Here is a 6,811-nt window from a genome sequence, read left to right as displayed (position 1 = left end):
TTTAAATCGATTTAAGAAAATACTGAAACTTTCCGCTGTGAGAAAAGTGCTTGAAACGTTATTGTTTCAGGCACTCGGAATTATTGAGACCTTAGACTCAATAATTAGTCATGGAACTTTAAAGAAGTTCGCTGACGTCCGTACTCACCTAAGGAAAGTTTTTAAGATATTTTGTCTTCAATCTGAAAAGAGCCTTTCGGCTCTTTTCTATATCATTATTTTGCTAAAGCTCCCATTGGATCCCACGGTGCTAGGACAATTGGTTCTGCTTCATAGGCTGCTAATTCGTCTGCTGTTAGGAATTCTTTACGAACCACGATTTGATAGGTATATTCATCCATCCAAGCATCAGAAGCCACAAAGTAACCATCTGTACCGACCTTGTCTCCCCATGAATTTTCAACCTTCCATTTACGAGGCTGACCTGCTTCGTCTAAATCAACCCCTGTCAAGACCATAGCGTGTGTCATGAGACTTTCTGCATAGTCCAAGCGACCCGCCTTGTCTTGTGTCAAATGAATGTCCATGCCTGCTTCAAAATCGTAGACATCTGTTGCCAGGATTCCGGCTTTACGGTTGCTGACTTGGCCTACATCTGAACCAAACCAGACAGTTTCTCCTGCTTTCATTTGAGCAATAGCTAATTCTTTCAATCGATCCATTGGAACATTTAGGTAGCGGACTGGACGGCTACCAACCACATTGCCCAGCATATCTACGGTGTAAGATTTTCCATATGGCTTATCTGTAGTTGGGGCATTGATAATGGAGACGTAATCGTCTAATTGAAGGTCTACATATTTTTTGTAGAAGCTTTGTGGAGTTAAGCCACTTTCGGTATGGAATTGGTTGTCCTTATCACGGTATGAAAAGTCAAATTCACGCGGAGGCAATCCTAAAGACATAGCCAAGAAGTTAAAGATTTCTTGCAACAAGGCTTGTTTCTTGCTCGCAACTGCCTCACTATCTGCGCCTGAGTGAATCAAGTCACGCAAGATTTGCGCATCTTGACGCAAGAGTTTATTGAGGTAGGTGTTCAATTCCCGGCTATTACTTGAAGAAATCGATTCCGGATAAACTGATTTTGGAACCACTCCGTATTTCTCAAAGAGGGATACCACCATATCCCATTGACCACCATCTTGTTGTGGGGTTTGTAGGAGAAAAGCCACCTTACGGCTGGTCAATTCTTGATCTGCTGTAGCAATCACTTGCTCCAAAAACCAGTTTGATTTTTCATACTTATCCCAAAAGAAAGTATGTGCTTGAGACAATTCAAAATCCTCCAATTGGAAGCTTGAAATCATCTTGTGACGGAAGGTATTTAAAGCCGCAAACATCCAACAACGTCCAGATGCTTTTTGGTTTGTCACCTTATCCTTGGTCAAATCAAGTGAAAAAACTGGTGTATTTTCTACTGCACTCTTGCGCGTTTCAAGCGATGCATGGATCCCATTGTGGGTAACAGCATTTTCAAGAGCCGCATATTTCACATTTGCTTCATAATTAGCATAGAGCTGGTCTGTAAATTCTTTCGTTAATTCTGACATAGCAATCTCCTTTTTTCATTATTTACTATTATAATCCTTTGAGCAGAATCTTCAAGTAAAAATCACCCTATAGAGAGGGATTCTGTTTAGAATAGATGATTTTATCCCCGCAATATCCTTTGCGTTGAATGGCATGAGGGATGGTTTCTACATACTGCATTCCTGCCTTTTCCATGACTTTCCCTGAAGCAGGATTTAAACTGACATAAGTGGCTTTGATTTCTTTAAATCCGACTTTGTTCAATAAGAAATCCAAAACAGCTATGACGGCTTCTGTCATGAATCCCCGCCCCCAGAATTTCTTGCCAAGGATATAACCTAGCTCGCATGATTGACTTTCCTGGTCTTGAGAAACCACACTAATATCTCCAATTACCTGATCCAGTGATGTTTTCAAACAAAGCGCCCATTTATAAGTATCTGGTTTACGATACTGTTCGATCCATCTTTTGATCGATTCTCTGGTTCTCTCAGTAGATGCATGGGCATCCCAAGTGACATATTTCAGGGTTTCAGGATCCGAAGCCCAATTTTCAAACATCGCTGGTGCATCTTCCAAAACGAAAGGCCTCAAGTATAAATGCTCTGTCTCTATGACAAGACTTCCAAGATGATTCATAGATTGTCTCCCTTCATTTTTTCATGCAACTTGAACGTTGCAAGTTGGTTACTTTAATCTAGAAGAAAAGGACGGATGAAATCGCCCTTCTTTTTGATGCTTTTCACAATATTGTATGGTGAGACTACGAAATCGAACTCTGCGAGTTACCGATTTCTGTCTCGTTTTCCTATTTTAAGACTCGGGCTAAAAAGGTCCAGTGGACCTTTTTACTCCCAGAAATGATCAAATACTGTGATTGGCAGGTGGCGTTTGTGTTGGCCTTTGTACCACCATTTTTCAATAGTGGCTTGAGCTTCTGGGCTCACTTGTTTGCCTTCTAGGTAATCATCGATTTCATTATAGGTGACACCCAGCGCTACTTCGTCTGCTATTCCTGGTTTTTCTTCTTCCAAATCTGCAGTTGGGATTTTCTCATAGAGAGCAGGATCAGCTCCCAAGGCTTTAAGCAATTGTTTTCCTTGGCGCTTGTTCAAACGGAAAAGGGGTAAAATATCTGCACCACCATCTCCAAATTTTGTGAAGAAACCTGTAATATTTTCCGCTGCATGGTCCGTCCCAATAACGGCTCCACTCCGCGCACCTGCTAAAGCATACTGAGCAATCATGCGACTGCGAGCCTTGATATTGCCCTTGTTGAAGTCGGAGATATCCGTTCCTGTTGCTTCGACAGCGCGTTCCATGGCATCAACTGATTCCTTGATGTTAACGACTAGGCTGACATCTGGCTGGATAAAGGTCAAAGCTTTTTGAGCATCTTCTTCATCTGTCTGTACCCCATAAGGAAGGCGAACAGCAATAAATTGATAGGAGGCATCTCCTGTCTCTGAGCGCATTTCTTCCATGGCTAATTGAGCTAATCGCCCAGCAAGAGTCGAATCTTGTCCTCCTGAGATCCCTAATACAAATGTTTTCAAGAAGGGATGTTTTTTTAGATATCTTTTTAAGAAATCAACCGAGCGGCGAATCTCTTCCTGAGGATCAATGCTAGGCTTGACACCCAATTGTTGGATAATCTCTTCTTGCAAACTCATTTTGCTTCTCCTTCTCCATTGGCCTTGTTACGCATTTCCTCGATTAGATCCATCTTATCCTGCCAAATATCTTTTGCCAAGTCAACTGGGTAATGCTGTGGATTAAGGACACGCTTGTATTCATCCCACAATTGATCGTAATTTTTACGAGCATATTCTTGAATTTCTGATAATGGTGGTAGTTGATAAACCAATTGCCCCTCTTTAAAAATATCCACTAAAAGAGGAATAGCCTCAAAGTTTCGGACCGTTTTATTGATGTAGGTATAAGTCGGATGGAACATTTTAAGTTCTGTCAGTTGAGAAACATCTACTCCATCATAAGTAATGTAGTCCCCTTCTGACTTACCTTTTTCACGACTCGTAATCCGCCAGACTTGCTTTTTACCTGGAGTAGAAACTTTCTCTGCATTATTAGAAAGCTTGATGGTATTGATCATCTCTCCTGCTTCGTTTTCAACAGAAACAATTTTGTATACCGCCCCAAGTGCTGGTTGATCGTAAGCCGTAATTAGTTTGGTTCCCACACCCCATACATCAATTTTTGCTTTTTGCATTTTTAAGTTGAGGATGGTATTTTCATCCAAGTCGTTAGAAGCGTAGATTTTAGCATTTGTAAACCCAGCCTCATCTAATTGCTGGCGAACTTTTTTAGAAATATAGGCAATATCTCCTGAATCAATCCGAACGCCTAAGAAATTGATCTTCTCTCCCATTTCACGCGCTACCTGAATAGCTGCTGGTACCCCAATACGAAGGGTATCATAGGTATCGACGAGGAAGACACAATCTTTATGGGTTTCCGCATAGGCCTTAAAGGCTTGGTAGTCATTTCCATATACCTGTACAAGAGAATGGGCATGAGTTCCTAAAACTGGGATTCCAAAGAGCTTACCTGCACGTACATTACTAGTTCCATTGGCACCTCCGATGACTGCCGCACGAGTTCCCCAAATGGCAGCATCCATTTCTTGCGCACGACGGGTTCCAAATTCCATCAAAGGCTCATCTTCAATGACCGAACGAATGCGTGCAGCCTTTGTGGCTATCAAGGTTTGAAAGTTGACTATATTTAAGAGGGCTGTTTCCACCAATTGACACTGAGCCAGAGGACCTTCGACCTGGACAATTGGTTCATTGGCAAAAACTAAGTCACCTTCTTGAGCCGAGCGTACTGTCAGTTCCAATTTAAGATCACGGAGATATTCCAAGAAGGCTCCATGATAACCAAGTGACTCTAAATAGGCAATATCGCTCTCAGAAAAACTCAAGTTTTCCAAATATTTCACAATTCGCTCTAAGCCAGCAAATACAGCATAGCCGTTTTTAAAAGGCTGTTGACGAAAATACACTTCAAATACAGCATGTTTATTGTGGATACCTTGATCAAAATAGACCTGCATCATGTTGATTTGGTATAAATCAGTATGCAACGTTAAACTGTCATCTGGATACATATGAATACCTCTTTTTTTAGATTTGTTCTATGAATTCCTACCATAAAATTAGTACCATTATAGCACATTTCAGCCCCATTGAATACTGAAAGGAAAGCACAAAAAAAATCTGAGACACAAACCTCAGATTTTTAAAAGATTAAAAGTTTTCTGTGATATATTTATAAACTTCTTGGCCAGCAATCGCACCGTCTCCGACGGCTGTCGTCACTTGACGTAGGTCTTTTTGACGAACATCACCAACCGCAAAAATACCTGGGACTGTGGTTCTCATATGATCATCCGTCACCACCCAGCCATTTTCATCTAAAATACCAAGTTCCGTCGCAAAATCACTGACAGGATCTAAACCGACATAGATAAAGACACCACCAAAGGCCTGCTCTCTAACCTCTCCTGTCTTCACATCTTTTAAAAGGACAGACGTTACTTTTGGTTCCCCCTTAATTTCTTCAACAACCGTATTCCAAGCAAAGTGAATTTTATCATTGGCAAAGGCACGGTCTTGAAGAACTTTTTGGGCACGCAACTGATCACGACGATGGGCAATGGTCACTGTTTTTGCAAACTGAGTCAAAAAGACAGCTTCTTCTACCGCAGAATCGCCACCACCAACGACCAAGAGATCCTCGTCTCTAAAGAAAGCACCATCACAAACAGCACAGTAGGAAACCCCTCTACTATTCAGCTCCTCTTCGCCAGGGACATTCAATGGACGGTGGTTAGACCCTGTTGCAATCACCACGGTTTTAGCTTCAAATTCCCCATCATCTGTGACAATCTTTTTGGTTGCTCCGAGGTCTTCGATGCGCTCTACCTGACCAAACAAATGTTCCACACCAAGATTTTCTAAAGGCTCAAACATTTTTTCAGCCAAGTCTGGGCCACTAATATTCGCATAGCCAGGATAGTTTTCAATGTCAGACGTATTGTTCATTTGACCGCCTGGAATTCCTCTCTCAATCAATGCGACCTTTAAATTGCTTCGTGCTGCATAAAGGGCAGCAGTCATCCCTGCAGGACCTGCTCCAATAATCACTGTATCAAACATACTCAACCTCTTTCTGTTTTGTTGTAACCATTATAATTCTAACACGGTCTTTTTGCAATTATCGTGCTTGAAAGATAAACAAAATCCCTATGACCGCAAAGGTTAAAATAGGAATCGTCATGATATCAATTAAGAGGATATCATACAAATGGGCTTGTCGTTGCTTGGCTGTTTTATCTTTCTTCTTAAGGGCACGGTAGCCAATCCAAATACAAGAAGCGATCCCAACTAAAATCGTTGTCGTCACTAAACTTTGTAAATATAAGGACAATAATTTATTTAACATCACGACTCCAAATATTTTTACATTTTCAGAAAACAAACCCAGCTAGCATCGCCAGCTGAGTCTTACCTCTCCTCTATTATATCAAACATAGGTCCGTTTGTAACTAGCAAAGAATTCTTTTGTCCGTTCTTCTTTTGGATGTTGCATGATTTCCTCTGGTGTTCCAGATTCAATAATCCGTCCTTTATCCAAAAATAGGACCTTATCTGCTACTTGCGCTACAAAAGACATATCATGGCTGACCAGTACCATGGTTTGTCCTGATTTTGCTGCATTGGCAATGGATTTTTCAACTTCTCCAACCAATTCTGGATCCAAGGCCGAAGTCGGTTCATCCAGCAAAAGAACCTCTGGTTTCATGGCCAAGGCACGGGCCAAAGCCACCCGTTGTTTTTGTCCACCTGAGAGGTGACGAGGATAGTGATTTTCACGATCCGATAAGCCGACTTTTGCCAGTTCTTCTCGAGCAATTTTCGTTGCTTCTTGGTCGGATAAGCCCTTCACAACAATGAGCCCTTCTTTCACATTTTCAAGAGCTGTTTTTCTACCAAACAAATTAAACTGTTGGAACACCATGGCCAATTTTCTTCTTAAGGTCAAGATTTGATCTTGGGTAATGTGCTCAAAATCAACCTCGAAATCATCAATCTTAATTCTACCACTGTCTGGAGCTTCCAAATAGTTTAAACTGCGTAAGAAGGTTGATTTACCAGCTCCCGAAGACCCGATTAAGGCCACGACTTCCCCTTTTTGAATTTCCAAACTTAGATTATTTAAAACCTTTTGACCTGAAAATGTCTTTGATAATTCTGAA

The 6,811-nt window shown here is 41.3% G+C and carries 7 protein-coding genes; all 7 read right to left on the bottom strand.

The window, feature by feature from the left end; translation table 11 throughout:
- Positions 1 to 215 precede the first annotated feature (215 nt).
- On the bottom strand, positions 216 to 1,550 hold the full coding sequence (gene pepC, locus ADG03_RS03195; protein WP_009732326.1) for an aminopeptidase C: 1,335 nt from the start codon (positions 1,548 to 1,550) through the stop codon (positions 216 to 218).
- Positions 1,551 to 1,617: 67 nt separating this feature from the next.
- The gene (locus tag ADG03_RS03190; RefSeq protein WP_031575284.1) at positions 1,618 to 2,169 is read right to left on the bottom strand and encodes a GNAT family N-acetyltransferase; all 552 of its coding nucleotides are present in this window, start codon (positions 2,167 to 2,169) and stop codon (positions 1,618 to 1,620) included.
- Positions 2,170 to 2,378: 209 nt separating this feature from the next.
- Positions 2,379 to 3,203 (bottom strand): ammonia-dependent NAD(+) synthetase, encoded by an 825-nt coding sequence (nadE, locus tag ADG03_RS03185; RefSeq protein ID WP_031575281.1) that lies wholly within the window; start codon positions 3,201 to 3,203, stop codon positions 2,379 to 2,381.
- On the bottom strand, positions 3,200 to 4,660 hold the full coding sequence (locus tag ADG03_RS03180) for a nicotinate phosphoribosyltransferase (RefSeq protein ID WP_023920286.1): 1,461 nt from the start codon (positions 4,658 to 4,660) through the stop codon (positions 3,200 to 3,202). Before ADG03_RS03180 ends, nadE begins: the two co-directional genes overlap by 4 nt.
- Before the next feature lie 139 nt (positions 4,661 to 4,799).
- A complete protein-coding gene (gene trxB, locus ADG03_RS03175; protein WP_049473361.1) occupies positions 4,800 to 5,711 on the bottom strand; it encodes a thioredoxin-disulfide reductase in 912 nt (303 codons plus the stop codon).
- Between the two features lie 58 nt (positions 5,712 to 5,769).
- Positions 5,770 to 5,997, bottom strand: coding sequence for a DUF4059 family protein (locus ADG03_RS03170; RefSeq protein ID WP_003003995.1), 228 nt, complete (start codon positions 5,995 to 5,997; stop codon positions 5,770 to 5,772).
- Positions 5,998 to 6,078: 81 nt separating this feature from the next.
- On the bottom strand, positions 6,079 to 6,811 hold a 733-nt coding region (locus tag ADG03_RS03165), incomplete at its 5' end, for an amino acid ABC transporter ATP-binding protein (protein ID WP_049520954.1).

Source organism: Streptococcus parasanguinis, assembly GCF_001069785.1.
GTDB lineage: Bacteria > Bacillota > Bacilli > Lactobacillales > Streptococcaceae > Streptococcus > Streptococcus parasanguinis_T.
The sequence above is the reverse complement of the archived record's forward strand: the minus strand, read 5'-3'. Positions and strand labels throughout refer to the sequence as shown.

Bases quoted from the DNA above. Each gene is read 5' to 3' on its own strand.
- ADG03_RS03180 (WP_023920286.1), bottom strand. From the start codon at position 4,660: ATGTATCCAGATGACAGTTTAACGTTGCATACTGATTTATACCAAATC.
- ADG03_RS03190 (WP_031575284.1), bottom strand. From the start codon at position 2,169: ATGAATCATCTTGGAAGTCTTGTCATAGAGACAGAGCATTTATACTTG.
- nadE (WP_031575281.1), bottom strand. From the start codon at position 3,203: ATGAGTTTGCAAGAAGAGATTATCCAACAATTGGGTGTCAAGCCTAGC.
- trxB (WP_049473361.1), bottom strand. From the start codon at position 5,711: ATGTTTGATACAGTGATTATTGGAGCAGGTCCTGCAGGGATGACTGCT.
- ADG03_RS03170 (WP_003003995.1), bottom strand. From the start codon at position 5,997: ATGTTAAATAAATTATTGTCCTTATATTTACAAAGTTTAGTGACGACA.
- pepC (WP_009732326.1), bottom strand. From the start codon at position 1,550: ATGTCAGAATTAACGAAAGAATTTACAGACCAGCTCTATGCTAATTAT.